The sequence below is a fragment of the Amnibacterium flavum genome (assembly GCF_003097495.1).
GTDB classification, from domain to species: domain Bacteria; phylum Actinomycetota; class Actinomycetes; order Actinomycetales; family Microbacteriaceae; genus Naasia; species Naasia flava.
In genome coordinates this window covers 1-25407 of the sequence record NZ_QEOP01000001.1, presented here as the reverse complement: position 1 = coordinate 25407, position 25407 = coordinate 1, and the positions used below count along the sequence as shown (strand labels likewise).

Annotated in this window: 27 protein-coding genes; 13 read left to right on the top strand and 14 right to left on the bottom strand. The window is 68.0% G+C overall.

The genetic code is table 11. The features are described 5' to 3' along the window. Positions 1 to 212 precede the first annotated feature (212 nt). A complete protein-coding gene (locus tag DDQ50_RS17115; RefSeq protein ID WP_165829626.1) occupies positions 213 to 377 on the bottom strand; it encodes a hypothetical protein in 165 nt (54 codons plus the stop codon). After that, on the bottom strand, positions 374 to 535 hold the full coding sequence (locus DDQ50_RS17110) for a DUF2207 domain-containing protein (RefSeq protein WP_165829625.1): 162 nt from the start codon (positions 533 to 535) through the stop codon (positions 374 to 376). Before DDQ50_RS17110 ends, DDQ50_RS17115 begins: the two co-directional genes overlap by 4 nt. Before the next feature lie 90 nt (positions 536 to 625). On the opposite strand from DDQ50_RS17110, the gene DDQ50_RS00125 reads away from it, so the two are divergent. From DDQ50_RS00125 to DDQ50_RS00115, 3 genes are all read left to right on the top strand, one after another. Next, positions 626 to 1255 carry a DNA-directed RNA polymerase subunit beta gene (locus DDQ50_RS00125; RefSeq protein ID WP_116754723.1) on the top strand — a complete coding sequence of 210 codons (630 nt, stop codon included), beginning with the start codon at positions 626 to 628 and terminating at the stop codon, positions 1253 to 1255. Positions 1256 to 1623: 368 nt separating this feature from the next. Further along, a complete protein-coding gene (gene sigK, locus DDQ50_RS00120) occupies positions 1624 to 2220 on the top strand; it encodes an ECF RNA polymerase sigma factor SigK (RefSeq protein ID WP_116754722.1) in 597 nt (198 codons plus the stop codon). Then, positions 2217 to 3044, top strand: a complete 828-nt coding sequence (locus DDQ50_RS00115; protein ID WP_116754721.1) for an anti-sigma factor — start codon at positions 2217 to 2219, stop codon at positions 3042 to 3044. The genes sigK and DDQ50_RS00115 overlap by 4 nt, the downstream gene beginning before the upstream one ends. Positions 3045 to 3130: 86 nt before the next feature. Here DDQ50_RS00115 and pstB read toward each other — a convergent pair whose 3' ends face one another. The 7 genes from pstB to DDQ50_RS00080 form a co-directional block, all read right to left on the bottom strand. Then, on the bottom strand, positions 3131 to 3910 hold the full coding sequence (gene pstB, locus DDQ50_RS00110; RefSeq protein ID WP_116754720.1) for a phosphate ABC transporter ATP-binding protein PstB: 780 nt from the start codon (positions 3908 to 3910) through the stop codon (positions 3131 to 3133). Between the two features lie 28 nt (positions 3911 to 3938). Beyond that, on the bottom strand, positions 3939 to 5015 hold the full coding sequence (pstA, locus tag DDQ50_RS00105; protein WP_116754719.1) for a phosphate ABC transporter permease PstA: 1077 nt from the start codon (positions 5013 to 5015) through the stop codon (positions 3939 to 3941). Beyond that, entirely contained in the window at positions 5015 to 5962 is a 948-nt protein-coding gene (gene pstC / locus DDQ50_RS00100) for a phosphate ABC transporter permease subunit PstC (protein WP_116754718.1), read from the bottom strand. The genes pstA and pstC overlap by 1 nt, the downstream gene beginning before the upstream one ends. A 119-nt stretch (positions 5963 to 6081) precedes the next feature. Further along, on the bottom strand, positions 6082 to 7173 hold the full coding sequence (pstS, locus tag DDQ50_RS00095) for a phosphate ABC transporter substrate-binding protein PstS (protein WP_377940310.1): 1092 nt from the start codon (positions 7171 to 7173) through the stop codon (positions 6082 to 6084). Between the two features lie 222 nt (positions 7174 to 7395). Next, positions 7396 to 8358, bottom strand: coding sequence for an NUDIX hydrolase (locus tag DDQ50_RS00090; protein WP_116754716.1), 963 nt, complete (start codon positions 8356 to 8358; stop codon positions 7396 to 7398). Next, positions 8355 to 10523, bottom strand: coding sequence for an RNA degradosome polyphosphate kinase (locus DDQ50_RS00085; protein ID WP_116754715.1), 2169 nt, complete (start codon positions 10521 to 10523; stop codon positions 8355 to 8357). Before DDQ50_RS00085 ends, DDQ50_RS00090 begins: the two co-directional genes overlap by 4 nt. A gap of 82 nt (positions 10524 to 10605) precedes the next feature. Further along, positions 10606 to 11301, bottom strand: a complete 696-nt coding sequence (locus tag DDQ50_RS00080) for a winged helix-turn-helix domain-containing protein (protein ID WP_205663537.1) — start codon at positions 11299 to 11301, stop codon at positions 10606 to 10608. Between the two features lie 135 nt (positions 11302 to 11436). Between DDQ50_RS00080 and DDQ50_RS00075 the strand changes: the two genes are divergently transcribed. From DDQ50_RS00075 to ygfZ, 3 genes are all read left to right on the top strand, one after another. Further along, positions 11437 to 11694: a hypothetical protein gene (locus tag DDQ50_RS00075; protein ID WP_133245865.1), complete on the top strand. Its 258-nt coding sequence runs from the start codon at positions 11437 to 11439 to the stop codon at positions 11692 to 11694. Positions 11695 to 11949: 255 nt separating this feature from the next. Next, complete coding sequence (locus tag DDQ50_RS00070; protein ID WP_116754712.1) at positions 11950 to 12558, top strand: heme-binding beta-barrel domain-containing protein; 609 nt, start codon at positions 11950 to 11952, stop codon at positions 12556 to 12558. After that, positions 12548 to 13657, top strand: coding sequence for a CAF17-like 4Fe-4S cluster assembly/insertion protein YgfZ (gene ygfZ, locus DDQ50_RS00065; protein WP_116754711.1), 1110 nt, complete (start codon positions 12548 to 12550; stop codon positions 13655 to 13657). The genes DDQ50_RS00070 and ygfZ overlap by 11 nt, the downstream gene beginning before the upstream one ends. Before the next feature lie 39 nt (positions 13658 to 13696). On the opposite strand, the gene DDQ50_RS00060 is transcribed toward ygfZ, so the two are convergent. Continuing rightward, complete coding sequence (locus DDQ50_RS00060) at positions 13697 to 14473, bottom strand: class I SAM-dependent methyltransferase (RefSeq protein WP_205663536.1); 777 nt, start codon at positions 14471 to 14473, stop codon at positions 13697 to 13699. Positions 14474 to 14492: 19 nt separating this feature from the next. On the opposite strand from DDQ50_RS00060, the gene DDQ50_RS00055 reads away from it, so the two are divergent. After that, positions 14493 to 15245, top strand: coding sequence for a phosphoglyceromutase (locus tag DDQ50_RS00055; protein WP_116754709.1), 753 nt, complete (start codon positions 14493 to 14495; stop codon positions 15243 to 15245). Positions 15246 to 15365: 120 nt separating this feature from the next. Here DDQ50_RS00055 and phoU read toward each other — a convergent pair whose 3' ends face one another. Then, positions 15366 to 16031: a phosphate signaling complex protein PhoU gene (phoU, locus tag DDQ50_RS00050; RefSeq protein ID WP_116754708.1), complete on the bottom strand. Its 666-nt coding sequence runs from the start codon at positions 16029 to 16031 to the stop codon at positions 15366 to 15368. 175 nt (positions 16032 to 16206) lie between these two features. Between phoU and DDQ50_RS00045 the strand changes: the two genes are divergently transcribed. Both DDQ50_RS00045 and DDQ50_RS00040 read left to right on the top strand, forming a co-directional pair. After that, positions 16207 to 17367, top strand: a complete 1161-nt coding sequence (locus tag DDQ50_RS00045; RefSeq protein WP_116754707.1) for a sensor histidine kinase — start codon at positions 16207 to 16209, stop codon at positions 17365 to 17367. After that, the gene (locus DDQ50_RS00040; RefSeq protein ID WP_116754706.1) at positions 17364 to 18053 is read left to right on the top strand and encodes a response regulator transcription factor; all 690 of its coding nucleotides are present in this window, start codon (positions 17364 to 17366) and stop codon (positions 18051 to 18053) included. Before DDQ50_RS00045 ends, DDQ50_RS00040 begins: the two co-directional genes overlap by 4 nt. A 145-nt stretch (positions 18054 to 18198) precedes the next feature. On the opposite strand, the gene DDQ50_RS00035 is transcribed toward DDQ50_RS00040, so the two are convergent. Beyond that, positions 18199 to 18789 (bottom strand): LPS-assembly lipoprotein LptE, encoded by a 591-nt coding sequence (locus tag DDQ50_RS00035; RefSeq protein WP_116754705.1) that lies wholly within the window; start codon positions 18787 to 18789, stop codon positions 18199 to 18201. 195 nt (positions 18790 to 18984) lie between these two features. Here DDQ50_RS00035 and DDQ50_RS00030 point away from each other — a divergent pair, with 195 nt between their 5' ends. The 4 genes from DDQ50_RS00030 to rlmB all read left to right on the top strand — a co-directional run bounded on the left by DDQ50_RS00030 (position 18985) and on the right by rlmB (position 23162). Next, positions 18985 to 19467, top strand: a complete 483-nt coding sequence (locus DDQ50_RS00030) for a CarD family transcriptional regulator (RefSeq protein ID WP_116754704.1) — start codon at positions 18985 to 18987, stop codon at positions 19465 to 19467. 70 nt (positions 19468 to 19537) lie between these two features. Then, positions 19538 to 20722 (top strand): 2-C-methyl-D-erythritol 4-phosphate cytidylyltransferase, encoded by a 1185-nt coding sequence (gene ispD, locus DDQ50_RS00025; RefSeq protein ID WP_377940276.1) that lies wholly within the window; start codon positions 19538 to 19540, stop codon positions 20720 to 20722. Between the two features lie 9 nt (positions 20723 to 20731). Then, entirely contained in the window at positions 20732 to 22168 is a 1437-nt protein-coding gene (cysS, locus tag DDQ50_RS00020) for a cysteine--tRNA ligase (RefSeq protein ID WP_116754702.1), read from the top strand. Then, positions 22158 to 23162, top strand: coding sequence for a 23S rRNA (guanosine(2251)-2'-O)-methyltransferase RlmB (rlmB, locus tag DDQ50_RS00015; protein WP_116754701.1), 1005 nt, complete (start codon positions 22158 to 22160; stop codon positions 23160 to 23162). Before cysS ends, rlmB begins: the two co-directional genes overlap by 11 nt. A gap of 180 nt (positions 23163 to 23342) precedes the next feature. Here the strand turns inward: rlmB and DDQ50_RS00010 are convergent, their stop codons facing one another. Then, positions 23343 to 24635, bottom strand: a complete 1293-nt coding sequence (locus tag DDQ50_RS00010) for a DUF4032 domain-containing protein (RefSeq protein ID WP_116756000.1) — start codon at positions 24633 to 24635, stop codon at positions 23343 to 23345. A gap of 138 nt (positions 24636 to 24773) precedes the next feature. Next, positions 24774 to 25407 (bottom strand): ABC transporter ATP-binding protein (locus tag DDQ50_RS00005; RefSeq protein ID WP_116754700.1); only part of this gene is annotated, 634 nt, incomplete at its 5' end.

Genomic DNA, 25407 nt, shown 5'->3' with positions numbered 1-25407 from the left:
GATCCAGTTCCTTGATCGTGTAGCGGTCATGACTTGTTACTGGACAAGGATCCCTATCCGAAGCTTCACCCGTATTGATCGGGTGCCCGAGACCTGACGGTGCGGCCTCGCTGTTACCAGCCGGCTACGGAGCCATCTGTGGCGGGCATGATCCCCGAGATGTCGAGATCTTTCTTGTCTAGGGCAACTGTTCCGCAGTCGCGCCTGACGCCTCAGGTGTCCCGGCGGCCCGCGATGATGCGCGACAGGAAGACCACGAGGGTCACGACGAGCAGGACGCTCGCGATGACCCAGAGGAGCTGGAGCGATTCGCCGAGGCCTCCGATGATGAAGAGCGCCACCGCGATGGCGGCGATCACGATCAGGAGGGCGTTCACGATCGGCGCCCTCGCGCGAAGCGGAGCAGGGCGCCCACGACCAGGGTGACGACGATGAGGATGATCGCCACCCACAGGAGCCACTTCACGGCGCTGATGACCACGCCGAGAACGGCGAGGACCACCCAGATGATGAGCAGCACGATGAGGAGAGGCATCCGACGACCTTATTGGGCGGTTCCGGGGTGTTCGCCCCGAGCGCTTTCCTTGGCCGCCTGACCCCGTCCGGCCGAGGCTAGCCTTGAAGGATGACCGACCGGCCCCTTCGTCCCGTCAAGTTCGCCGGCTACCAGTTCGAGAGCTTCCAAGGCGGGGAAGATCCGGCAGCCATCAGCCGCGTCGCCCACGAGACCGCGAACGCGCTGCTCTCCCGTGTGCGCGCCCAACCCGATCCCGAGGTCGTCGAGCGTCTCATCGCGTTCGCCGACGAGAACGGCATCGACGCCATCGCCGAACTCTGGTCGCGGGCCACCGCTCGCAGCCTGCCCGGCACGCTGTGGCGCATCTACCTCCTCCGCACCATGATCCGCGCGGACTCCGCGGGAGGCAGTCTCTACTTCCAGCGCGGCATCGAGGTCTCCCGCACGATCGACCCCGTCGTCGCCGGAGCGCCCGACCCTGCCGGTCCCGACGAGATCCTCGCGCTCGCCGACGACATCCTCCGAGGAGTCTTCACCGGCGACCTCGCCATCGCTCTCGACCGTGCCGCCGCCTTCTGCCGTGTCAGCGCGGCGGGATGCACGAGCGTGGCCGACGACCTCGACAACTCCGAACCCGAGCGATCCACCGAACTCACCCGGCGTGCTCTCCGACTCTCCGAGATCGCCGCGGACCTGAGTGCGTCCTCAAAGCTGTGGCGCAGCGGAGGCTTAGACTGACGGAGGTCCTTTGGGACCATGCCGGGCCGCAGTAACCCCGGGCTCCATTATTCGCCGCTACGAGCGGCCTCGCGCCGAGAGGCGTTAACTGCGGTCCGGTGCCCCCCTCATCGAAACGGGTTTCTGCGCACCCGGATCCTGCGGGCTCTGTCCTCGAAGAGGACCACATCGGTCGTACCCCGAACTCAGGGCAATCCGATCGGGCGACAGTGCCGAACCCCTGTTGCTTCCGGCTGGGGAGGACGCGTTACGGCGCAGGCTCTCCAGCCATCCCAGGTGCGTTGCGACCTACCCGGTCGGGAGCTTGCGACAAATACCCGGTATGGACATGCGTGCATGTCGGGTTCTCTGAAGCTAAGGATGCTGGAATGCTTGTCATTGTGACTGAACGCGAAGAAGGGGGATCCGCCGCCGATGCGATCGCATCGAAGGAGGACCTCCTCGCGATGGTCGCTGCAGGCGACAAGGCGGCGTTCTCCGAGCTGTACGACCAGATCGCCCCGCGTGTCTTCGGACTCGTGCGCCGGCTCCTCATCGACGAGGCGCAATCGGAGGAAGTGACCCAGGAGATCTTCCTCGAGATCTGGCAGACGGCGGCCAAGTACGCGCCCAGCAAGGGCTCCGCGATGACGTGGATCTTCACGATGTCGCACCGCCGGGCCGTCGACCGCATCCGCTCGTCGCAGTCGGGCCGCGACCGCGACCTGAAGATCGGGATGCGCGACTATGAGCGCGAGTTCGATCAGGTAGCCGAGAACGTCGAGATCAGCATCGAGAACGAGAGGGTGAAAGCAGCCATGCAGCAGTTGACAGAGTTGCAGCGTCAAGCGATCTCCCTCGCCTACTACGAGGGCTACTCGCACAGCGAGGTGGCCGGCATCCTGCAGATCCCGATCGGCACCGTCAAGACCCGCCTGCGCGACGGGATGATCCGTCTGCGCGACGCCATGGGGGTGACAGCATGACCGATCGACACCAGCTCGATGACTCCGCGAGCGGGGCATATTCCCTCGACGCTCTCGAGGGAGCGGAGCGGGACGCTTTCGAGCGCCGCCTCCGCGACTCCGAGGACCTGCGCGCCGAGGTGGCCGGTTTCACCGACACCGCCGCGCTGCTCGCCGGCGCGACCACTCCGGTCGCACCGCCCGCACGGCTCAAGGCGTCGCTGTTCGCTCGGCTCGACTCGACCCCGCAGATCCCGGCAGCGACCCCTGCGACCGACATCCACGCCGTCGTCACCTCGGTCGAGCCCGAGCCTGCAGCGCAGGCCGCACCCGTCGTACCGACTGCAATCGGTTCGGGCCAGCACCTGGTTCGCTCACGCCGTGTCCGTCCGCTGCGCCGTCGTCTCGTCTCGAGCATCCTCGCGGTTGCCGCTGCGGTCGCCCTCTTCGCCGGGGGCATCGTCGCAGGCGACTTCATCACCGGTGGGACGCAGTCGTCGACCCAGGCCGAGCAGCTCGCGAGCCTGATCGGCTCCGACGATGTCACACGTTCCACCGTGGCCCTCCCCGACGGAACGACTGCATCGCTCCTCGCCTCGGCCGACCTCGAACTCTCCGCCGTCGTTCTGAGCGATTCGCCCCAGCTCGCCAGTGGCGAGACCTACCAGGCTTGGTTCGTCCGCGAGGACGGCGCCCACAGCGCCGCCGTCATGGACCCGAAGAGCGACGAGAAGTACATGCTCCTCGACCACTACCAGGCCGACGACCGGGTCGCGCTGACGGTCGAGCCGGTCGGCGGATCGAAGCAGCCGACGACCGACCCCATCGTGTTCGAATCCGCCTGACGAGCACGCGACACCTAGCAATCACATGACGACGAAGGGCCCCGCTGATGCGGGGCCCTTCGTTCTGTCGCTGGTGAGTTGACGGATCAGCCGAACTTGCCGGAGACGTAGTCCTCGGTCGCCTGCACGCTCGGGTTCGAGAACATCGTCGACGTCTCGTTGTACTCGATCAGCTTGCCCGGCTTGCCGGTGCCCGCGATGTTGAAGAACGCGGTCTTGTCCGAGACGCGGCTGGCCTGCTGCATGTTGTGGGTCACGATGACGATCGTGTACTCGGTCTTGAGCTCCTCGATGAGGTCCTCGATGGCGAGGGTCGAGATCGGGTCGAGCGCGGAGCACGGCTCGTCCATCAGAACCACGTCGGGCTGCACGGCGATCGCGCGGGCGATGCAGAGGCGCTGCTGCTGACCGCCCGAGAGGCCGGAACCGGGAAGGGCCAGACGGTCCTTGACCTCGTTCCAGAGGTTCGCCCCGCGCAGCGACTTCTCGACGAGGTCGTCGCCGTCGGTCTTGCTGATGCGACGGTTGTTGAGCTTCACGCCCGCGAGCACGTTGTCGCGGATGCTCATCGTCGGGAACGGGTTCGGGCGCTGGAAGACCATGCCGACCTGGCGTCGGACGAGCACCGGGTCGACGCCGGGGCCGTAGAGGTTGTTGCCGTCGATCAGCACCTCTCCCTCGACGTGGGCGCCGGGGATGACCTCGTGCATGCGGTTGAGCGTGCGCAGGAAGGTCGACTTGCCGCAGCCCGACGGGCCGATGAACGCGGTGACGGTGCGCGGCTCGATGGTGAGGGAGACGTCCTCGACGGCCTTGAACTTGCCGTAGTAGACGTTGAGGTCGTTGACGACGATTCGCTTCGACACGGGTTCTCTCTTCGTTTCAGTACTGGGGTCAGCGGGCGATCTTGGGGGCGAACACGCGCGCGATGAGACGCGCGAGCAGGTTCAGCACCATGACGATCAGGATGAGGGTGAGCGCACCGGCCCAGGCGCGGTCGAGGTTGATCTGCGGGTCGCTGCCCGGGTTCGCGTACTGGGTGTAGACGAACACGGGGAGCGTCATCATGCGCTCCTTGAACAGGTCGTAGTTCATGCTCTGGGTGAAGCCGGCGATGATCAGCAGCGGAGCCGTCTCACCGATGACGCGGGAGATGGCGAGCATGATGCCCGTCGTGATGCCGGCGATCGACGTCGGCAGCACGACCTTGGAGATGGTGAGCCACTTGGGGACACCGAGCGCGTACGACGCCTCGCGCAGCTCGTTCGGCACGAGCTTCAGCATCTCCTCGCAGGAGCGGACGACGGTCGGGATCATCAGAACCGACAGGGCGACCGAACCACCGATGCCGAATCGGATGCCGGGGGAGTCGAAGAGCAGGGCGAACAGGGCGAAGGCGAAGAGACCGGCCACGATCGACGGGATGCCGGTCATCACATCGATGAGGAAGGTGATCGCCCGGGCGAGTCGGCCGCGTCCGTACTCGACGAGGTAGATGGCGGTGAGCAGACCGATCGGCACGGAGATGATGGTCGCGGCCCCGGTGACGAGGAGCGTTCCGACGATGGCGTGCAGCGCGCCGCCCGGCTGGTCGCCGACGACGTTGCGCATCGACTGGGAGAAGAAGGTGATGTCGAAGCGGGGGAGACCGGCCGAAATGGTCGTCCAGAGCAGAGAGATCAGCGGCAGCAGCGCGAGGATGAACGCCGACAGCACCAGGGCGGTCATCAGACGGTCGCGAGCCTGACGCGATCCCTCGACGATCATCGAGAGCACCCCGATCGCGACCGCGTAGAGGATCGTGCCGAAGAAGATCGTGCCGACGAGGCTGAACTCGCCCATGGCGCCCGACATCATCAGGAGCAGGAAGACGATGCCGACGATGACCCACGAGGCGAGCAGGATGCCGAGCGCGGAGTAGCGGGGCAGTCGCCCGCTGGTCAGGGATGCGGGGGCGGTGATCGTCGTCATCAGTTCGCTCCGGAGAAGGCCTTGCGGCGGTTGATCACGATGCGGGCAACGGCGTTGACGGCGAAGGTGATGACGAAGAGGACGAGTCCGGTCGCCAGCAGCACGTTGATCCCGATGTCATGCGCCTCGGGGAAGTTCAGCGCGATGTTCGCCGCGATGGTGGTGGGGTTCTGCGAGGTCAGCAGGAAGAACGAGACGATCACGCTCGGGGAGAGGACCATGGCGACGGCCATCGTCTCGCCGAGGGCGCGGCCGAGGCCGAGCATGGCGGCCGAGATGATGCCGGGACGGCCGAACGGGAGGACCGCGGTCTGGATCATCTCCCAGCGCGTCGCGCCGAGGGCGAGAGCCGCCTCCTCGTGCAGTCGCGGCGTCTGCAGGAAGACCTCGCGGCAGATGGCGGTGATGATCGGCAGGATCATGACCGCGAGCACGATGGCGACGGTGAGGATGGTGCGGCCGGTGCCCGAGACCTGGCCCGAGAACAGCGGGAACCAGCCGAGGTTCGTGTTCAGCCAGTCGTAGGCGGGCAGGACGAGCGGCGCGAGCACCTTGATGCCCCAGAGACCGAAGACCACCGAGGGGACGGCGGCGAGGAGATCGATGATGTAGCCGAGCGTGGAGGCGACCCGACGCGGCGCATAGTGCGAGATGAAGAGGGCGATGCCGATCGCGACGGGCAGAGCCATCAGGAGGGCGAGAGCGGCGGCCCAGAGGGTGCCGAAGACGAGCGGACCGACGTAGGTCCAGAAGTTGCCGGCCTCGATGCCGATGTCGTCGGCCGAGGCGGTGAACGCCGGGAGGCTCTCGGCGATGAGGAAGATCGCGACGGCCGCGAGGATCACGAGGATCAGCGAGCCGGCGAAGACGGTGGAGCCGGAGAAGATCTGGTCGCCGGGGCGCTTCTTGGCCTTGATTCGCTGCTGAGGCGCTGCTGAAGCGGTCATGCTCCGCATTCTCCTGTAGGGGTGGGTTCGGGGGTAGGTCGAGCGCAGAAGTGACGGGCCGGGAGCCGGATCCGAGCGGAGGAATCTCCGACCGGTCCGGGCTCCCGACCCGTCAGGTGTTACTTGACGGCTTCGAGCGCGGTCGCGACGCGGCCGGCCAGGTCGGCCGACAGCGGAGCGGCGCCGGCGGAGGTTGCGGCCTCCTGCTGGCCCTCGTCGCTCGTGATGTAGCCGATGTAGGCCTTCACGAGCTCACCCTGAGCGGCATCGGCGTACTCAGAGCAGACGATCGAGTAGCTGACGAGCACCAGCGGGTAGTGCGTCGGGTCGGTGGTGGTGCGGTCGAGCGAGATCGCGATGTCGTTGTCCTCGCGGCCCTCGACGAGCGGCGACTCCTCGACGACCGCGGCCGCGGCCTCGGGGGTGTAGGCGACGAACTCGTCGCCGACCTTGATCTTCGCGGTGCCGAGGTCTCCGGCCTTCGACGCGTCGGCGTAACCGATCGTGCCGACACCGTTGGTCACTGCGTCGACGACACCCGAGGTGCCCTGGGCGCCCTCACCGGTCTGGTACGGGAACGCGTCGGCAGGCTTGGCGTCCCAGACATCCGGAGCGACCTTGTTGAGGTAGTCGGCGAAGTTCTTGGTGGTGCCCGAGTCGTCCGAACGGTGGACGGCGGTGATCGGCGTCGACGGGAGCGAAGCACCCTCGTTCAGCGCGGCGATCGCCGGGTCGTTCCAGGTGGTGATGGTGCCCTTGAAGATCGACGCGAGGGTGGCGGCGTCGAGGTTGAGCTCGTCGACCCCCTCGACGTTGAAGATCACGGCGATGGGCGAGATGTAGGTGGGGAGGTCGATCGCCTTGGTGTCGGGCGCGCAGGCACCGAATTCACCGCCGAGCTCGTCGTCGCTGAGCGCCGAGTCGCTACCGGCCCATGCGACACCGCCGGCGATGAAGGCCTCACGGCCGGCACCGGAACCCGAGGGGTCGTAGTTGATCGTGACGCCGGTGTTCGCGGTCTGGAACGCGGCGATCCAGGCCTCCTGGGCGCTGCCCTGGCTGGACGCACCGGCACCGCTGAGCGTGCCTTCGAGCGTCGAGGCCGACTCGTCGGAGTCGGTGGGTGCTGCTGCTTCGTTGGCGGCGCACGAGGTGAGTGCGAGGACGCCGGCGACGGCGAGGCCGAGGAGGCCCGCTGAGCGCTTGGAGATCAAAGGATTTCCCTTCGTAAGGAATGCGATGTGCAGGATGGCGCCCTGCGCCGGACGCAGGTTCGTCCGGGCCAGTGGTGTGTGGCGCCTCAGGCACGTTAAAGGCCGGTGGTGACGAGATTGGTCTGATCGGGTGAACGAGAGGTGAACGGGCGGTCTCGGATCGAACACCCTGCACAGGGCGTGGCGAAGCCGCTCGAAGCCGGCGGAGGCCGGTCGGGCTCAGTTCGTGGGGCTGTGCGTCTCGACCGCGACGATGCCGCGCGACGGGTCGGCGGACGACAGGTGCAGCACGGTGTACTCGGCCGTCGAGAGGATCGCCGCACGGGTCAGTCGGCCGTCGCGCTCACCGCCGACGATGTCGGCGACGGTGTCGATGACGGGCGGCAGCACGGGGGAGTGCGTGCACATGACGACGGTCGCGCGCCGGTCGATGCGCTTCGCGATCAGGGAGCGCAGCCGACTCTGGGGGGACCCATCCGCTCCGGGGGTCTCCCAGTAGTCCTGACTGAGCGCGCGCTTGCTGCTGATGTCGAGCTGGAGGCGCTTGGAGAGCGGGGTCACCGTCTGGACGCATCGACGCGCCGTGCTGCTGACGATGTCGGTGGGCGACCAGACGGAGAGGGTGCTCCCCAGCTCCTCGGCCTGGGTCTTGCCCCGAGCGGTGAGCGGCCTGGCCGAGTCGGTGCCGTCCGGGGAATCCGGGGCGGCCTTGGCGTGGCGCAGCGCGATGACGGCGAACGTCTTGTGCGCATCGCGTTCGACGAAGAGGCGGAAGCGGTCGAGCACCTCGGCGTCACGCGAATAGGTCAGCCGCTTCTTCGCCTTCTCGATCGAGAGCCACTCGACCTTGTCGACCTCGTCGTTCGGGCGGAAACGGCCCTTCTGCAGCTGTTCCCGCGTGACCTCGGCGGCCCAGTAGTAGACGAACTTGTCGCGCCCGTTCGGCAGCAGGTACTCGGTGTAGCCGAGCGGCAGGCCGAGGGCGACCGAGAACCCGGTCTCCTCCTGGATCTCGCGCACCGCGGCGACGGGCAGCGTCTCGCCCGGGTCGAGCTTGCCCTTCGGCAGGCTGATGTCGTCGTGCCGGCTGCGGCTGATGAGCAGGACCTCGACGCCCGCGCGACCGTCGCGCCAGAGGACGGCGCCCGCCGCGAGGACGGGAGCTGTCGTCGGATCGCTCAACGAGTCCGCCGTCGCGCTGCCGTGTCGCGGATGATCTTGGCCTGCATGTCGACCAGTCTGGTGCCCTTTTCTGAGACTGCGTGACGCGTCCAGTGCCCGTCGGCGCTCAGGTGCCAGGACATGGTGGCGTCGGACATCGCCAGGTCGAACAGTCGATCGATCTCGCGGAGCGCCGATCGATCGGTGAGACGGACCAGCACCTCGATTCTCCGGTCGAGGTTGCGGTGCATCATGTCCGCGCTGCCGATGAACACCTGCGGGTCGTTCTCGTTCTTGAACCAGAACACCCGGGAGTGCTCGAGGAAGCGGCCGAGGATCGAACGAACCGTGATGTTCTCGCTCAGCCCCGGCTGTCCGGGCTTGATGCCGCAGATGCCGCGAACCCAGACCTCGATCTTCACGCCGGCGTTGCTCGCCCGGTAGAGGGCGTCGATGATCGCTTCGTCGACGATCGAGTTGATCTTGATCCTGATCCCCGACGGCTTGCCGGCGAGAGCGTTCCGCGTCTCGTTATCGATGCGGCGGAGCAGGCCCTTGCGCAGGTAGCGGGGTGCGACGAGCAGCCTGTCGAACTTCTTCTCGATCGCGTAGCCGGAGAGCTCGTTGAAGAGCCGGGTGACCTCTTTGCCGACCTGCGGGTCGGCCGTCAGGAGTCCGAGGTCCTCGTAGATGCGGCTCGTCTTCGGGTTGTAGTTGCCCGTTCCGATGTGCGTGTAGTGGCGCAGCTCGCCGTCCTTCTCCTGACGGACGACGGAGGCGATCTTGCAGTGCGTCTTGAGACCGACGAGGCCGTAGACGACGTGCACGCCCGCCTTCTCGAGCTTGCGCGCCCACGAGATGTTGGCCTCCTCGTCGAAGCGGGCCTTCACCTCGACGAGGGCGAGAACACCCTTGCCGGCCTGGGCGGCGTCGATCAGCGCCTGGATGATGGGGCTGTCACCGGAGGTGCGGTAGAGGGTCTGCTTGATGGCCAGCACGTGCGGATCGGCGGCCGCCTGCTCGAGGAACGCCTGCACACTCGTCGCGAACGACTCGTACGGGTGATGCAGGAGGACGTCCCCCCGGTTGATGGAGGCGAAGATGTCGGGTTCCGCGTTCGGCTCGGTGGGCAGGAGACGCGGCGACGTCGTCGGGAGATGCGTCGGGTACTTGAGTGCCGGCCGGTCGATCTTGCCGAGCTCGAAGAGGCCCGCCAGGTCGAGGGGCGCGGGCAGGCGGTAGACCTCCTGCTCGGTGATGTCGAGCTCGCGGATGAGGAGTTCGAGGGTCACCGGGTCCATGTCGTCGGTGATCTCGAGACGGATGGGCGGCCCGAACCGACGGCGCAGCAGCTCCTTCTCGAGGGCCTTGATGAGGTTCTCCGACTCGTCCTCGTCGACGTTGACGTCTTCGTTGCGGGTGAGCCTGAACTCGTGGTGCTCGAGGATCTCCATTCCGGGGAACAGCTGCTCGAGGTGATTCGAGATCAGGTCCTCGATGGGGATGAAACGGGTTCGCCCGCTGCCGTCGTCGGGCAGCTGGACGAAACGGGGCAGCACCTGAGGCACCTTGACGCGCGCAAACTCCACCTTCTCCGTCTTGGGGTTGCGCACGCGGACGGAGAGGTTCAGCGACAGGCCGGAGATGTAGGGGAACGGATGGGCCGGGTCGACGGCGAGCGGCATGAGCACGGGGAAGATCTGGCTGGCGAACAGCTCGCGCACGCGGTCGCGGTCCTCATCGTTGAGGTCGCTCCACACCTCGATGTGCAGATCGGCCTCATCCAGTGCCGGCTTGACGAGGTTGCGGAAGGCGGCGGCGTGCCGTGCCTGCAGTTCGTGCGCCTTGGCACTGACATCGGCGAGGACGTCGACGGGGATGCGCCCGACGTTGGTCGGCACGGCGATCCCGGTCGCGATGCGGCGCTTGAGGCCCGCGACGCGGACCATGAAGAACTCGTCGAGATTGCTGGCGAAGATGGCGAGGAAGTTCGTCCGCTCGAGGAGCGGAGTGGCCGGATCCTCGGCGAGATCGAGCACGCGCTCGTTGAACGCGAGCCAGCTCAGCTCGCGGTCGAGGTAGCGATCCGGGGGCAGGGATCCGTCGTCTTCGACCGAGGGCTCGTCGAATTCATCGATGACGTCTGCGGCGAGAGCCGCATCACCCAAAAGCGTCTCGCTGTCCATGACCCCATGATGTCACCACGCGTGTGAACGGAGGGTTACCGATCAGCGTTGTACGCCCGGGAGAACGCCGGGGGAACGCGGCTCAGGAGCGGGCGGCGGTGGGGACGCGGTCCTGCGCGTCCTCTTCGTACACGTTGAAGCGGTAGCCGACGTTGCGCACGGTGCCGATGAGCGACTCGAGATCACCGAGCTTGGCGCGCAGTCGCCGCACGTGCACGTCGACCGTGCGGGTGCCGCCGAAGTAGTCGTAGCCCCAGACCTCGCTGAGCAGCTGCTCACGGGTGAACACGCGCGACGGGTGGGTGGCGAAGAAGCGGAGGAGCTCGAACTCCTTGAAGGTGAGGTCGAGGGGGCGGCCGTGCACCCGAGCGGAGTAGCTCGCCTCGTCGATGACGACACCGGAGGCCTGGATCTTCGACGCCGACTGCTCCTGGGCCATGCGGCCGATGACCAGACGGATGCGGGCGTCGACCTCGGCGGGACCGGCGGTCTCGAGGATCACGTCGCCGGCTCCCCAATCGGCGGAGACCGCGGTCAGTCCGCCTTCGGTGAGGATGAGGACGAGCGGCACGGTGATGCCCGTCGTCTGCAGGATCTTGCACAGCGACTTGGCGCTCTGCAGGTCGTGACGGGCGTCGATCATGATCAGATCGCTCGGCGGAGCACTGATGAGCTGCGCCGGTTCAGCGGGGAGCTGACGGGTGCGGTGGCTCAGAAGACCGAGGGCTGGCAGCACCTCTGAATCGACGGCAGGGGTCAAGATCAGAAGCTGCGCCAACAGACCCTCCCGCCCAATGCTCGTGCCAATGATAGTCCCCGGCTGTAGGGAGGCTGATAATCGGGGGTCGGGGAGGTCTCGCCCAGCAATCGGGCCATGCCGGGCCGGGAACGCTATCATGCGAGAATCAGCTTCATGGCGGTTCAACGAGCAGGCGTGGTGGCCGTGTGGATCGTGGCAGCGATCGCAGCTGTCGCGGTGCTGATCCTGGCCGATCCCGCCGACCGGCTGATCGCTCTGTCGCTCACACTCGCCGGCAGCATCCTGCTCTCGTTCGTCCTCCAGCTGTCGCTCTCCGAGAAGACCGGCTTCGTCTCCCGCCTGACCAGCTCGACTCTCGGCGCGTTCCTCGTGCTCGTCATCGCGTCGCTGGTCGCGCTCGCCCTTCCCTAGCCGCTGCCGCGACCTCGTCGCGTCCCTGCTGACGTCGGGCGCGGAGTGATTAGACTCTGACCATGCTTCTCGCGCTGGAATTGTTCTACCTCGGGCTCCTGGCGCTCGCATCGCTCGCCATCGGCTGGGTCGCACTGGTTGTGGTCTACAACCTCTTCCGCGGACAGCGCTGACTTCTCGCCGACACGTGCCGACACCCTCTCGGCACGATCGGCCGTTCCGGCGTCGGTCGCGGCGCCTCGAGGAGGCCCCACCATGAGAGATCTGCCCACTGATCTCCCGTCCGAACTCGTTCCCCTCTCCTGGCTGCTCGGAGTGTGGGAGGGCACCGGTCTCGTCGAGTACGAACTGGGCGACGAAACCGTGCGCCAGCCGTTCTCGCAGCGCCTCAGCTTCAGCCACGACAACCAGGCCTACCTGAACTACTCCTCGCAGAGCTGGATCCCCGGCGCGACCGACGAGGAGCTGCCGCAGGCGCTCGCCGCGGAGACGGGCTACTGGCGCCTCGCCCGCAAGCTGATCGAGGGCGACCCCGGGCCCGGCATGCTGCCGCCGACCGCCGTCCGCCCCTTCAACACCACCGAGTCGGTCGAGGCGCTGCGCAACTCGTCCGGCGGCTTCGACCTCAACGTCGCGCTCGTGCATCCGACCGGAGTGAGCGAGCTGTACCTCGGTCAGGTGAAGAACGGTCGCATCGACCTGGCGACCGACGCCGTCATGCGCACCGAGGGCGCTAAGGACTACTCGGCAGCGACCCGGCTCTACGGCCTCGTCGAAGGCGACCTGCTGTGGGCGTGGGACATCGCCGCGCTGGGGCAGAATCTGCGCACGCACGCGTCGGGCAGGCTCTCCCGTGTCGACTGACTTCCTCTCCCTTCCCGGTGCGGTCGCGGCGACCGGCATCGACGCCGGGGTCCCCGCCCACTACGGCAACCCGATGGGGGAGCAGCGCGCTCTCGCCGACGGCACGGCGGTGGTCGAGGTCGCCCGCGGTGTCGTCACTGTCTCGGGCGACGACCGGCTGAGCTGGCTCGACTCGCTCACCTCGCAGCGTCTCATCGGGCTCCCCGCCGGGGCGTCCGCCGAGTCCCTCCTCCTCGACCCGAACGGTCGGATCGAGCACGACCTGCGCATCGTCGACGACGGTTCGACGACCTGGATCATCACCGAGGCGCCGGCGGCCGCGTCGCTCGCGACCTTCCTCGATCGAATGCGCTTCATGCTGCGCGTCGAGGTCGCCGACCGCAGCGCGGACTTCTCGGTGATCGGCGCCTTCTCCGCCGTCGCCCTCGACGGGATCGAGTCGGTCGCCCTCTGGCAGGACCCCTGGCGTTCGCCGTCTCCGGGCGGTGTCACCTACGCGCAGAACCCCGAGCACCCGTCGTCCGAGTGGACCTGGTTCGAGTCGGTCGTCCCCGTCGCCTCACTCGCGGCGGTCGCCCTCGACATCGTCGCCGGCCGGCGACGGGTTGCGGGCACCCTCGCGCTCGACGCCCTCCGGATCGCCGCCTGGCGCCCGCGTCTCGGCGTCGACACCGACGAGCGGAGCATCCCGCACGAGCTCGACTGGCTGCGCAGCGCGGTGCACATGAACAAGGGCTGCTACCGGGGACAGGAGACGGTCGCCAAGGTGCACAACCTGGGTCATCCGCCCCGCCGGGTCGTTCTCCTCGACCTCGACGGGTCCGAGGGTGTGCCGGTGCCGACGGGTGCGGTCGTCTTCGCCGAACGAGCCGGGGAGCAGGTCGAGGTCGGTCTCGTCACCTCCTCCGCCATCCACTACGAGCGCGGCCCCGTCGCTCTGGCCGTGATCAAGCGCACCGTTCCCTCGGGCGCCGTCCTCACCGTGATGGCCGACGGCATCGCCATCGCCGCGGCGCAGGAGGTCATCGTGCCCGAGGGTGCGGGGCGTGCCGTCGAGGTTCCGCGCATCTCCCGCGTCGCCGCGGCGCCTCGCGCCTGATCCGACGCTGTCGGACCCGAGTCGGAATGACGGTTCGGGTCAGTCGAGGGGCGCCACGGCGGTCCACGGCACGGTGAGCTCACCGAGTCGCCAGCGTCGTCGATCACCGAGCACCGGCCAGCCGTTCTCCCGCAATCCGTCGACGGTGTGCAGCCAGCGCTGAACGGCCCCGAATTCTCCGTAGCCGGCCGCGCGGGCCCACTGCTCATCGAGCCCCGTGACGAGGTCGTGGATGCGCTCGCCCGGGACGTTGCGGTGGATGAGCGCCTTCGGCAGGCGCTCCTCGACGATCCCGGGACGCTCCAGCCCGTCGAGTCGCAGCGAGATGGTGAAGCTCTGCGGACCGGCGGTATCGAGCGCGACCCAGCTGGCGATGCGGCCGACCTCGTTGCTCGTCCCGTCGACGACCAGGCCGCCGTCGTCGATGCGGGAGCTGAGCCGAGCCCACGCGGCAGCGACCTCGTCCTCCTTGTACTGTCGGAGCACGTTCATCGCCCGGATCACCGTCGCACGTCGTCCACGGGGGAGCGGCACCTCGAAGCCGCCGCGCACGAAGTCGAGGCCGGGACGGCGGTAGGGGGCGGCGACGGCGACGCGTTCGGGATCGATCTCGATGCCGATCACGTCGATGTCGGAACGCACCCGCGCGAGCCGGTCCGCGAGCTCGAGCACCGTCCACGGAGCGGCGCCGTAGCCGAGGTCGACGACGAGCGGTGACTCGGCATCGCGGAGCGCAGGGCTCGCCGCGATCCAGCGGTCCACCCGCCGCAACCGGTTGGTGCCCGTCGTTCCGCGGGTTATCCGGCCCTCTGGCATGGCCAATAAGCTTAGGACCATGGCTGCTCCTTACACGCTCGTCCTCCTCCGCCACGGTCACAGTCTGTGGAACGAGAAGGGTCTGTTCACCGGCTGGGTCGACGTCGGTCTCACCGAGAAGGGCAAGGCCGAGGGCAAGCGCGCGGGGGAGCTGATCCGCGACTCGGGGATCAAGCCCGACATCCTCTACACGTCGCTCCTCACCCGGGCCATCGAGACGGCGAACTTCGCTCTCACCGAAGCGGACCGCCTGTGGATCGAGGTCAAGCGCAGCTGGCGTCTCAACGAGCGCCACTACGGCGACCTGCAGGGCAAGGACAAGGCTGCGACCCTCGCCGAGTACGGCCAGGAGCAGTTCATGATCTGGCGCCGCTCCTTCGACGTGCCGCCGCCCCCCATCGCCGACGACAACCCGTACTCGCAGGCGAACGATCCGCGCTACGCGGACCTCGGACCCGACCTGCCCAAGACCGAGGCGCTGTCGAACGTCATCGACCGCATGCTCCCGTACTGGGAGATCGAGATGAAGCCGCAGCTCCGTGCGGGCCGCACCCTGCTCGTCGTCGCACACGGCAACTCGCTGCGCGCACTGGTGAAGCACCTCGACGGCATCTCCGATGAGGACATCGCCGAGCTCAACCTGCCCACGGGCATCCCGCTCGTGTACCGCCTCGACGAGAACTTCACTCCTCTCGTCGCCGGCGGCGAGTACCTCGACCCCGAAGCCGCCGCCGCGGGCGCCGCAGCGGTCGCAGCCCAGGGCAAGAAGTAGCCCGCCGCCCACCGAGCGCAGCGAAGGCCGAGTAGCGCGAAGCGCATACCGAGACCTACCGGCTTCGAAGACGAAGGGCCCCGCCGACCGGCGGGGCCCTTCCTCAGTTCACGCGACGCGTCAGTTGCCGGCGCCGACCGACGGGACCACCCAGTCGCCCGTGGCGAGGTACTGGACCTTCTTGGCGATCGAGACGGCATGGTCGGCGAAGCGCTCGTGGTACCGGCTGGCGAGGGTGGCGTCGACGGTGTCGACCGCGCCGCCCTTCCACGTCTCGCCGAGGACCTTGTCGAAGACGCTGAGGTGCAGATCGTCGATCTCATCGTCCTGGTTGCGGATCTCGTCCGCGAGGTTGACGTCTTCGGTGCGCAGCAGCTCGGTGAGCTTGTTGGCGATCTCGACGTCGATACGACCCATCTCGGAGAAGGTGGTGCGCAACCCCTTGGGCACGACCTTGTCCGGGAAGCGGTAGCGCGCGAGCTGAGCGATGTGCGAGCTCATGTCGCCCATCCGCTCGAGTGACGCGCTGATCCGCAGAGCGCTCACAACCACACGGAGGTCACGCGCGACGGGCTGCTGCCTGGCCAGGATGTTGATGGCCAGTTCGTCGAGGTTGACTGCAGCCTCGTCGATGCGGTGGTCGTCGGCGATGACGGTCTCAGCGAGACTCACATCGGAGTTGTTGAACGCCTGGGTGGCGTGATCGATCGAGATCGCGACGAGCTCGGCGATCGTGACCAGACGCTCCCGAACCTCGGCAAGCTCCTGCTGGAACACTTCGCGCATAGCTGTACGACTCCTCTAATGATCGCCACCAACCGGACCGCACCCGCGATCCGACGTGCAAGTCTCGCCCCGGCAGGTGAACATCCAGTGCTTCGGGAGTAAACAACGTCTGAAAAAAGCTCATCCGCTGCCGTTCGAGCCTGCGCTGGCGCAACTGATCATTAGTGTATTTCACATGGAATCAGCGTGGCTGGTGCTCCTTGCCACGTTCTTCGGTCTGTTCGTCGGTGTGGTCTTCTCGGTGGCGGTCGCTTTCGCACTGCGGGCGAGCCGACGGGCGACGGATCTGGTGTCGGTCGAGGTGCCCGACGGGATCAGTGATGTGCTTCACGCACTCGACTCCGGCGGTCTCATCGTCGACCCCTCGAACACGGTCGTCCTCCACTCGCCCGCCGCGGCGGCGATGGGTCTCGTCCGCGATCGGGCTCTCGAGCACAGCGCGATCGTCGACCTCATCGACACCGCCCGCGACCTGGGCGGGCCGGCGAAGGCGGACCTCACCCTGTCCCGTGGTCCCTTCGGCGACGACAGCTTGAGCGTCACGGCCATGGCCGCGCCTCTCGGCGTCCGCTACATGCTGGTCCTCGTTGACGACACCACCGAGTCACGGCGGCTCGAGGAGGTCCGCCGCGACTTCATGGCCAATATCAGCCACGAGCTGAAGACCCCGATCGGCGCGATCGGTCTGCTGGCCGAGGCCCTGGTGTCCGCGGCCGACGACCCCGCGACGGTGTCGCGTTTCGCGGGGCGGCTCATGACCGAGGCCGCCCGCCTCAGCAACATCACCCGGGAGATCATCGAGCTCTCCCGGCTGCAGGCGACCGATGCGCTCAGCGAGCCGAAGGTCATCGACATCGACTACGTGGTCGCGAGCGCGATCGAGCAGAGCACTGTCGCCGCCGATGCGAAGAAGATCGAGGTCGCACGCGGAGGAGCGAAGAAGGCCCGCGTCTACGGTGACGAGAGCCTTCTGCTCGTCGCCGTGCACAACCTGGTGACCAATGCCATCAAGTACTCGCCGGAGGGGTCGCGGGTCGGAGTCGGCGTGCGCGCGACCGACGACGAGATCGTCGAGATCGCCGTCACGGATCAGGGCATCGGCATCGACGAGGACGACCTCGACCGGGTGTTCGAGCGGTTCTACCGCGTCGATCCCGCCAGGTCCCGCGACACCGGCGGTACCGGTCTCGGGCTCAGCATCGTGAAGCACGTCGTCCAGAACCACGGCGGCGAGGTGAGGGTCTGGTCGCAACGCGGCAGGGGCTCCACGTTCACCATCCGCCTCCCCGAAGCATCGGAGTCGCGTGCCGCGGCTCTCGGATTGGAGAAACCATGACCCGCATACTCCTCGTCGAGGACGAGCCCGCGCTGAGCGAACCGCTCGCGTTCCTGCTGGAGCGCGAGGGCTACGAGGTGGCCATCGCCGACGACGGACGGCGTGCCCTCGCCGAGTTCGACGCGAACGGTGCCGACCTGGTGCTGCTCGACCTCATGCTCCCTGGCCTCCCCGGCACCGAGGTGTGCCGCGAGCTCAGGGTGCGCAGCAGCGTCCCCATCATCATGCTGACGGCCAAGGACTCCGAGGTCGACATCGTCGTGGGGCTCGAGCTGGGAGCCGACGACTACGTGACGAAGCCGTACTCGACGCGCGAGCTGCTCGCCCGCATCCGCGCGGTCCTGCGCCGTCGGATCGACCCGATCGAGGACGAGACGCTGCTGCGGGTCGGCCCGATCGTCATGGATGTGGAGCGGCACATCGTCACCGTCGATGGACGCGACACCGCGATGCCGCTCAAGGAGTTCGACCTGCTTGAACTCCTGATGCGCAACGCCGGACGTGTGCTCACCCGCGGTCAGCTGATCGACCGGGTGTGGGGCTCCGACTACTTCGGCGACACCAAGACACTCGACGTGCACATCAAGCGCATCCGGGCGAAGGTCGAGGAGGTCCCCTCGGACCCCCAGCTGCTCGTCACGGTCCGAGGCCTCGGCTACCGCATCGAAGACGTCGAACCGGCCTGACCCGCCCGCCGCCCCGCCGGCCGCCCCGCCCGCTGAGCGCAGCGAAGCGAAGGGACCTCCGGGGAGGCGGGCCTCGGTCCGCGCTAGCGCGCCACTCGACCTCCGCCCCGCCCGCTGAGCCCGTCGAAGCGAAGGGCTGTGGCCGCTACTCCGCGGGGGTGTCGTCGGGGATGACGGCCTCGGTGTCGGGCGCCACGGTCGCGACCGGAGCGGGAACGACGGGGGCGGGAGTCGGCGTCGGCGTCGGGGTGGGGCTCGGCGCGAGGTTCGCGTACTGCTCGAGCGTCGCGTCCAGCACGGGGACGGGGAGGTCGACGCCCTGCGAGTCGCCGGTCTGGAAGTAGACGCTGAACAGTGCGCCCGCGGGGGAGTCGATCCCCTGGAGCACGATCTGCTTCTCGCCCGCCGGGCTCGTGCTGACGATCGACTGGCCTGCCACGTCGATGTCGAAGTTGACCTTGCCCGCGACCGCTTCCGCGGCGCTGCTCTCGTACTGCACCTCGAGGGTGCGGTCGTCGGTGCTGGTGTTGATGACCGACATCACGAGGGTGGCGCTCTCGCCGTCCTCGGTGATGAGGAGCACGTTGCGCACGTCGAGACCGCCCAGGTCGGCGCCGACGCCATCGCTGGGGTCGTACTTCTGCAGAGTGCGCTGCGGGCTGATGAAGTTGCACGCCGAGAGACCGAGGGCGAGGGACCCCGCCAACATCACGGTGGCGACGGCACGGAGCTTCACGACTGGTCCTTTCGGTGCACCCGGGGTGCGTGCGCGGGAGCGCCGAAGACTGATCCGGCGCGGGTCACAACGAGTCCATTGTAGGGATGCCGCCTTCGTGGCGCGGTTACGTGAGCCGGGCGGTCCGCAGGCCGGCCCGATGGGCCGAATCCCCCCTGTGGTAAGCTGTGTGCCGGTCGAAAGGACTCTTCACCCATGCTTTTCGAGGTCGGCGAGACTGTCGTATACCCCCACCACGGGGCAGCAACCATCACTGAAGTGAAAAAGCGGACGGTCAGAGGTGAAGAGAAGGTCTACCTCAAGCTCAACGTCACACAAGGCGATTTGACGATCGAGGTTCCCGCAGACAACGTCGACCTGGTCGGCGTTCGCGACGTGATCGGCAAGGAAGGCCTCGACCGCGTGTTCGAGGTGCTCCGTGCCCCGTTCATCGAGGAACCCACCAACTGGTCGCGCCGGTACAAGGCCAACCTCGAGAAGCTCGCTTCCGGCGATGTGATCAAAGTGTCCGAGGTCGTTCGCGATCTCTGGCGTCGCGACCAGGACCGCGGCCTCTCCGCCGGCGAGAAGCGCATGCTGGCCAAGGCCCGTCAGATCCTCATCTCCGAGCTCGCGCTCGCCGAGAAGACCGACGAGGAGCAGGCTTCGAGCGTGCTCGACGAGGTCCTCGCGTCCTGACCCCCTCGGGTCACCGCGCGCAGCACGCGCGGGGCTGACCCGTTCCGGTGAGACTCGATAGGCGGCTCCGGTGACTGTTGCCATGAACTCGGCGACGGCGATCGTCATCGTCGCGGCAGGCGAGGGCAGCCGCCTCGGTTACGGCATGCCCAAGGCGTACGTTCCCCTCGCGGGCGTTCCGCTCTTCCTTCGCGCTTTCGACTCCGTCGCGGCGGCATCCACCGAACTCTCGGTCGTCGTCGTCGCCCCCGCCGACCTGGTCGGGCGCACCCGCGCGATGATCGACCGATCCGGTCGCGGGTCCGCGGTCGTCGTCGCGGGCGGGGAGTCGCGGCACGCGTCGGTCCGCCTCGGGCTCGATGCGATCCCGTCGTCAGCCGACGTCGTCCTCGTGCACGATGCGGCACGGGCGTTGACCCCCGGATCGCTGATGGACAGGGTGGTCGACGCCGTCCGCGCGTCGGGCAACGGGGTCGTACCGGGCCTGCCGATCGCCGACACCATCAAGCGCACGGCCGACCGGGTCGTCATCGAGACCGTCGATCGGTCACTGCTCACCGCGGTGCAGACCCCGCAGGGATTCCCACGCGACGCCCTGATCTCCGCTTACGAGTCGGTGACCGACGAGCACACCGATGACACGGCGGTCTTCGCAGCGGCGGGCGGCACCGTCGAGGTGGTCGCAGGCGAGCCGCTCGCGTTCAAGGTCACGACCGCGGATGATCTGGCGCGCGCCGAATCCCTCCTGGCGGGCGATGCCGAGCAGCGGGTGGGCACGGGCATCGATGCGCACGCGTTCGGCGATGGCCCCCTGCGACTGGCGGGACTCGACTGGCCGGGGGAGCGCGGCCTCAGCGGGCACAGCGACGGCGACGCCGTGGCTCACGCCATCTGCGACGCCCTGCTCTCGGCCGCCGGTCTCGGCGACATCGGGGCGCGGTTCGGCACGGCGGATCCGCGCTACGCGGGCGCCTCCGGTGAGGTCTTCGTCACCGCCACCATCGGGCTCCTCGCCGAGGCGGGCTTCGTCCCCGTCAACGTCTCGGTGCAGATCGTCGGCAACAGTCCCCGCTTCTCGCCCCGACGCGCGGAGGCGCAGGCCGTGCTGAGTGCCTGGGTCGGCGCACCCGTCACCGTATCCGCGACGACGACCGACGGACTCGGCTTCACGGGCCGGGGCGAGGGCATCGCAGCCGTCGCCACCGCGCTGATCCGGAGCGGATCGCCCCGTAACAGTCGCGATCACACGCCATAGGCTGTTGCGGTGGTTATCCGTCTCTACGACTCCCTGAGCGCGCAGCTGACCGACTTCGTCCCCCTCGTCGAGGGAGAGGTCGGAATCTACGTGTGCGGTCCGACGGTGCAGTCGAGCCCGCACATCGGGCACCTGCGCTCCGCGCTCGTCTACGACCTGTGGCGGCGTTGGTTCTCGCATCGCGGATACCGGGTCACGCTGGTCCGGAATGTGACGGACATCGACGACAAGATCCTCGACAACGCCCAGCGTGCCGCGGATGCGGGCGCGCCTGAGGAGTGGTGGGCGCTCGCGTACCGGTTCGAGCTGGAGTTCACCGCCGGGTACACGGCCCTCGGCGTCCTGCCCCCGACCTACGAGCCGCGGGCGACGGCGAGCGTGCAGCAGATGCAGGAGATCATCCAGCGCCTCATCGACCGCGGGCACGCCTATCCGGCGCCCGACGAGTCGGGAGACGTCTACTTCGATACGAAGAGCTGGGCGACGTACGGCGTCCTGACCCGCCAGCGCGCCGATGACATGGTCGCCGCCACCGACTCCGACGAACGCGGCAAGCGCGACCCCCGTGACTTCGCGCTCTGGAAGGGGCGCAAGCCCGCGGAGCCCGAGTCCGCATCATGGGAGTCGCCGTGGGGACCCGGGCGACCCGGGTGGCACATCGAGTGCTCCGCCATGTCGGCCCGATACCTCGGTCCCGAGTTCGACATCCACGGCGGCGGGCTCGATCTCCGCTTCCCCCACCACGAGAACGAGCTCGCCCAGTCGACCGCGGCCGGCGACGCGTTCGCGCACTACTGGGTGCACAACGGCCTCGTGAACGTCGAGGGCCAGAAGATGTCGAAGTCGATCGGCAACTCGATCTTCGCCGCCGACCTGCTGGGCGCCGCTCGCCCCGTAGTGGTCCGCTACTACCTCGCCTCGGCCCACTACCGCTCGGTGCTCGACTACCACGACGGAGCGCTCATCGAGGCCGAGGCGGCACTCGACCGCATCGAGACGTTCCTGCTGCGCGCGCGGCGCCGTCTGGCCGACACCCGGTTCGCCGGGGCGGGCGCCCCGCTGCTGCCTGTCGCCTTCGCCGCGGCGCTCGACGACGACCTGTCGGTGCCCGAGGCCCTCGCGGTGGTGCACGACACCATCCGTGCCGGCAACGCCGCCCTCGACGCCGAAGACCTCGCCGGCGCCGCCGATCTGCTGGCCGCGGTGACCGCCATGACCGCGATCCTCGGCATCGATCCGACGGCCCACGAATGGAATTCGGGCGGTGACCAGGCGGCACATGTCGCGTTGACCGCTATCGTTGAACGCCTCATCGCTGAGCGGCACGACGCTCGTGCCGCCAAAGATTTCGCCCGGGCCGATCAGATCCGGGATCAGCTCGCCACAGCGGGCATCGCCCTCGAGGATTCGTCGGGCGCAACACATTGGAGCATCGATGGCCGGTAAGCCCAGACCCGGAGCGATCCGCAAGACGAGAAAAGGCCCGACCGTCGGAACGGGCGGCAACGGCCGACGCGCGCTCGAAGGCAAGGGACCGACCCCCAAGGCCGAGGACCGCGAGTACCACCCCGCTGGCAAGCGTCGTATCGCGCGCGAGCGCCTCGAGGCCAAGACCGGCGGCAAGGTCGCAGGTAGGACCGCCGGTGGCGGACAGCCGACCCGCGCACCGCGTTCGCGCGCCCGCCAGACGGACGACGCCGAGGTCGTGACCGGCCGCAACTCCGTCGTCGAGGCGCTGCGCGCGCGAGTCCCCGCCACTGCGCTGTACGTCGCGACCCGCATCGACGTCGACGAGAGGGTTCGCGAGATCCTGACCCTCGCGACCAACCGCGGCATCCCGCTGCTCGAGGTCACCCGTCCCGAGGTCGACCGCATCGCGGGGGAGGGCTCCGTCCATCAGGGTGTTGCGCTCAAGGTCCCGTCCTACGAGTACTCGCATCCGCTGGAACTGCTCGACAAGATCGAGGCCAAGGGCCAGGTGCCCCTGTTCGTCGCTCTCGACGGCATCACCGACCCGCGCAACCTCGGTGCGATCATCCGCTCCGTCGCCGCGTTCGGCGGTCAGGCCGTGATCCTGCCGCAGCGCCGGTCGGTGGGAGTCACCGCCTCCGCGTGGAAGACCTCCGCCGGTGCCGCTGCCCGGGTTCCTGTCGCAATGGCCGCGAACCTCACTCAGACGCTCAAGGCGTTGAAGGACCGCGGCCTGTTCGTCATCGGCCTCGACGGTGACGGCGATGTCAGTCTGCCCGGACTCGAACTGGCGGCCGGGCCCCTAGTCGTGGTCGTCGGCAGCGAGGGCAAGGGCCTCTCGCGTCTCGTGACCGAGACCTGCGACGCGGTCGTCTCGATCCCCATCACCGCGACCACGGAGTCCCTCAACGCCGGCATCGCCGCGAGCGTCGCCCTCTACGAGATCGCGAAGCTCCGCAACCAGGCCTGACGCCGAGGCCCGCACGCCTGTCTCGCGGATCGGGAGAAATCCTGGATCCATCCCGATCCGTGCGGGGATCGCGCTGAACGGTGAGCGTCCTGAACGGGCAAACGCGACCGGTCTCGGTACGCCGCGCCAGCGTCCGCGGCTACTCGACCTCTGAACCGCGAACGCCTCGCGTCCGCGCGATCAGACCTTCGAGCGCCAGTCGTCCGCGTCGTCGGCTTCCTCCTCGAGGAGCACCGGCAGCGTGATCGCGGACGTCGGCGGGTTGATGACCGTCGCCTCATCCCGTCGGTGACGCAGGATGTCGTCGATGTACGACCCCAGGGCCTCGGCCAGCGGGATGTCGCGGGCCTGATCCTGAGACATGAACCACCGGTGCTCCAGCAGCTGGTGGAACACCTCCGGTGGTTCGAGACGCCCCTTGAGCTCACGAGGGATCGCGCGCACCACCGGTTCGAAGACCTGGGCGAGCCACTCGTGCGCCATCGCCTCCTCGTCGAGCTGGCGGCGGGTGAACGTCGCGGAATACGAGTCCAGATCGTTCAACAGCCGGCGAGCCTGGTTCTCCTGGGCGTCGATGCCCGTCAGCCGGAGAAGTCGGCGCTGGTGGTGGCCGGCGTCGACGACCTTGGGCTGGATGCGGACCTCCGTGCCCTCCTCGTCGGTCTTGATCGCGAGCTCCTCGATGTCGAAGCCGAGCTCGTTGAGGCGGGTGACCCGCTCGTTGATGCGCCAGCGCTCCTTGTTCGGGAAGCTCTCCCAACCGGTGAGCTCCTTCCAGAGGGTGCGGTACTGGGCGACGATCCGCTCGCTGACCTCGACCGGGTCGAGATCCTCCTCGACGCGGCCTCCGGCGGCGAGATCCATCAGCTCACCGGCGATGTTGACGCGGGCGATCTCGAGGTCGTTCTCGCGCTGCCCGTTGGACAGTCCGCCCGCGTAGAGCTTGCCCGTCTCCGCGTCGACGAGGTAGGCGGCGAACGATCCGGCATCGCGCCGGAAGAGCGTGTTGGAGAGCGAGACATCGCCCCAGAAGAAGCCGATGATGTGCAGGCGTGCGAGCAGCACCGCGAGTGCGTCGACGAGACGGGTCGCGGTGTCGGGGCGCAGCGCCTGCGAGAAGAGGGCGCGGTAGGGGAGCGAGAACTTCAGGTGCCGGGTGACCAGCACCGGGGCGAGCGGGGCGCCGTTGTCGTCGGTTCGGCCCGAGATGACGGCCACCGGTTCGACGCAGGGCACCTCGAGACGTTGAAGGGTGCGCAACAGGTCGTACTCGCGGCGGGCCAGCTCGTCGGTGGTCTCCTTCACGGCGATGACATAGCCCGAGAGGTGCACGAACCGGACCAGGTGGCGGGAGATGCCCTTCGGCAGCGCCGCGATGGTGTCATCGGGCCAGGTCTCGAGGGGCAGATCCCATGGCAGGTCCAGCAGTGCCGGATCGACCACGGCGGCCGTGATGTTCAGTGAACCCGAGATGGCCATCGGCGATACGTCCCATTCATGCGAGGAGAGTGCTGCGGGGAAAGAGAAGGAGGGGCCCGCCGACGGTGTCGGCAGACCCCTCCCAGAGGCTAGCTCAGTCGGCCGCGCGGGGCCGGTCTAGCGCGATTCGGTTCAGTGAACGACGGCGAGGTTGCCGATGCGCTCGCCCGACTCGACGTCGAACACGTGCAGGTGTCCGGGCTGAGGGGTGAGGTACACCGTGTCACCGGCGGTCGGGTGGAGGCGACCATCGACGCGGGCGACGATGTCGTTGCGGCGACCCTCGACCTCGGAGTGGCCGTAGAGGTAGCCGTCGGCGCCGAGCTCTTCGACGAGGTCGACGGTGACTTCGAGGCCCTGGCCCTGGGTGGTGGAGACGATGACATCCTCGGGGCGCACACCGACGGTGACCGACGTGCCGGTGGCAGCCGAGACGATCGAGCGGTCGAGGTTGACGATCTGGGATCCGAACTTGACTCCGGCGTCGGTGAGGTCGGCGGGGAACAGGTTCATGGCCGGGCTTCCGATGAAGCCGGCGACGAAGACGTTCTTGGGGGCTTCGTACAGGTCGCGGGGTGTTCCGACCTGCTGGAGCACGCCGTCCTTGAGGACCGCGATGCGGTCGCCCATGGTGAGGGCCTCGGTCTGGTCGTGCGTGACGTAGACGGTGGTGACGCCGAGACGACGCTGGAGCGATGCGATCTGGGTGCGGGTCTGGACGCGGAGCTTGGCGTCGAGGTTCGACAGCGGCTCGTCCATGAGGAAC